This window comes from Ferroplasma sp. Type II (assembly GCF_000496155.1).
The window spans coordinates 1606-4350 of record NZ_KI542745.1 but is presented as its reverse complement, the minus strand read 5'-3'; the positions used below and the strand labels follow the sequence as shown (position 1 = coordinate 4350).

The window sequence follows — 2745 nt, the reverse complement described above, 5'->3', positions numbered from 1 at the left end:
CACTCGTGAGTATAGGTGAAACTGTAATTGCCCTATTCGATGAATACGGTGGAAATAATGGTATATTTTTCTATTACACGCATTCTTGGTGGCAGAGTAATTATGTATGGATAAATTCACCATCTAATCAGGTTCCAAATAACTTTAAAAATTACGGATCATGTCCTGTAACTTTATACAATGGTGATTTACAATGAAAAATAGGATGCAAATGAAATATAAATATGTAATAATTATTGTTATTTTAATCTTGCCTGTGATAAGTGCATTTCCCATCACATTCTTTACACCGTATAATTTGATGTTCAATCCATTATTTATTTATGTTTTAATGTTTATTCAATTGAGTATCCTTGCTGTAAGTATATATTTCGCGCATGTTACATCAAAACTAAATAAAAAGGGAGGGGTCACAAAATGACCTTAAAAATTACGGATCATCCAATGTAATTTTATATAGTGGTGATTTACAATGAAGAATAAGATGCCGCTGAAATATGTAATAATTTCTGAAATTTTAATATCGCCTGTGATAATTATACCGTTGGTCTCACTCCTTACACCCTATAATTTGATGAAAAATTCATTAATAGTGTATGGCATGGCATTCTCTGCTTTCGCAGTTGCGGGTGTAAATATATATGGAATATATGTTGTATCGAAACTAAATAAAAAAAGAGGGATCACAAAATGATCCTAAAAATTACGGATCATCCAATGTAATTTTATATAGTGGTGATTTACAATGAAAAATAAGATACCGTGGAAATATAGAATAATTATGGTTATTTTAATATCGCCCATGATAGTTATACCGTTGATATCACTTCTTACACCTTAAAAATTACGGATCATATCCTGTAATTTTATACAATGGTGATTTACAATGAAAAATAAGATACCAATGAACTTAAAAAAATAGTATTCATATTTAGTATTGCAATTATATTATTAGTGGTTTATGAGTTGATTTTTCCGATAGTACTTAATTTCCTTTTATTAAATGTTGTTTCTCCCATTCAATACAACCAATTATTTACTGACTTTATATTATATCCATTATTTGCCCTAATTCTATCTCTGGGTATCAGAATTGCATTAGTGTATAAATATAAGGCCCAGATATAGTTATATTTGTGAATTTCTGCAGCAATCATATAAATAATGACAAAATTGCTGAATAAAAAAGGCATGGAAGAGATTCATAAAGTATAGAGTTTTATCGGACAATATTGCCGCCAATTAAGAGATATAATTATTCATAAACTAAAGAAAAGGCACAGTCAATGAATTACCTGTAAATACTCCAGAATTCAGGCACATTATCTGGGAAATCACATTTTATATAGGCTTGTATATTATTGCTTTATCATCTGACCATTTATACAAGTCACATTCTGAGAAATAGAATTTTCTGAATCCCCCATTTCTATCTGGAAAGGCTTACCAAAGTTCCTAACAGGAAATTTCCTTAACACTGATCACACTTTAAGGTAATTTTTTTTCACCCAGTATGGATAGATACGCCGATTCCAGATCTGATCCATAGGATGTGTATGAAATAATTGGTGCAAGCTTAACCGCATCTTCCAGTATTTTTGCCCGGTCTACTTCACTCCCTGAGAATTTTATCACTGCTGTTCTGCCCTCTGCCCTGACTAAACCATTTCCAATAGACTGGAGATTTTTTATTATATTGTCATCTACCGGCCTGAGGAATTCTATGGAAACCGCATTTGTATTGAATTCCTGGGATACTTCCCCTATTTTTCCCTGTTTAAGTATTTTACCATGGTTGATGAAAACAGCATCATCACATGTTTCTGCAACCTCAGAAAGTATATGTGAGGAAAGGAATACCAGTTTAGTTTTTTTCAATTCCAGAACATAATCCCTGAATATTTTTCTCTCAAATGGGTCAAGCCCGCTGGTGGGTTCATCCAATATAATTATATCTGGGTCAGAAATTAATACAGATGCAAATACAGCCCTCTGCCTTTGCCCCTTGGACAGTTGCCCCATTTTTGATGTCAATGGGGGTAGTTTGAGTCCATCATAGAATTCATCTATTTTTGAGTGGATAGTTTTTCTGTCGACACCTCTCAATTCGCCCACGAATTCCAGTGATTCCTTCACGGTAAGGAAAGGGTAAGGAACGGGAGTTTCTATCATGGAACCCACATTTTGCAGTGCCTTTTTAGGGTGCCTGTTTACATCTATCCCGTTTAATTCGGCAGTTCCTTCTGAAGGGCGCAATAAATTTGTCATTACTTTCAGAGTTGTGGTTTTCCCGGCACCGTTAGGGCCAAGATATCCTATTGCCCCATGGCCACTATAGTTGAATGAAACATCATCCAGTGCCATGAATTTACTATATTTCTTGGTAACTTTATTAAATGTTATTTCCATGTTTATCCCTCTATCTGCCTCCTTGAGTACAGTATTATGGCAATTACTCCGCATATTACTATATATGCAGTAATAACACCTAAACCCTGCATTATAGTGGGGCTAAATGTATAAAAAGTACTTGCAACTTTATGTGGAAAACCTGATGATGATACAACCTTAACTGCTGGATAGGGGTTATCAAAAATAAGGTACATAATCTCCCCGGCAAAATCAAGAGAAAATACGGGATCTAAACCTCCTATACTGCCAACAAATGTGTCTATTATGGGAAATCCCAGGAATAGTAACAGAACCGAAACAATTATTCCACTTGATTGCCCCTTGAATATTCCA

General features: G+C 34.1%; 4 protein-coding genes. 2 read left to right on the top strand and 2 right to left on the bottom strand.

The features are described from left to right. Window positions 1–197 (top strand): hypothetical protein (locus AMDU4_RS09140; RefSeq protein ID WP_021787696.1); only part of this gene is annotated, 197 nt, incomplete at its 5' end. 275 nt (window positions 198–472) lie between these two features. Next, window positions 473–694 (top strand): hypothetical protein, encoded by a 222-nt coding sequence (locus tag AMDU4_RS09135; protein ID WP_021787694.1) that lies wholly within the window; start codon window positions 473–475, stop codon window positions 692–694. A 794-nt stretch (window positions 695–1488) separates the two neighbouring features. On the opposite strand, the gene AMDU4_RS09130 is transcribed toward AMDU4_RS09135, so the two are convergent. Together AMDU4_RS09130 and AMDU4_RS09125 are read right to left on the bottom strand one after the other, a co-directional pair. Next, window positions 1489–2409, bottom strand: a complete 921-nt coding sequence (locus tag AMDU4_RS09130; protein WP_290704841.1) for an ABC transporter ATP-binding protein — start codon at window positions 2407–2409, stop codon at window positions 1489–1491. 2 nt (window positions 2410–2411) lie between these two features. After that, window positions 2412–2745: hypothetical protein (locus AMDU4_RS09125; RefSeq protein WP_290704838.1), on the bottom strand; the 334-nt coding region annotated here is incomplete at its 5' end.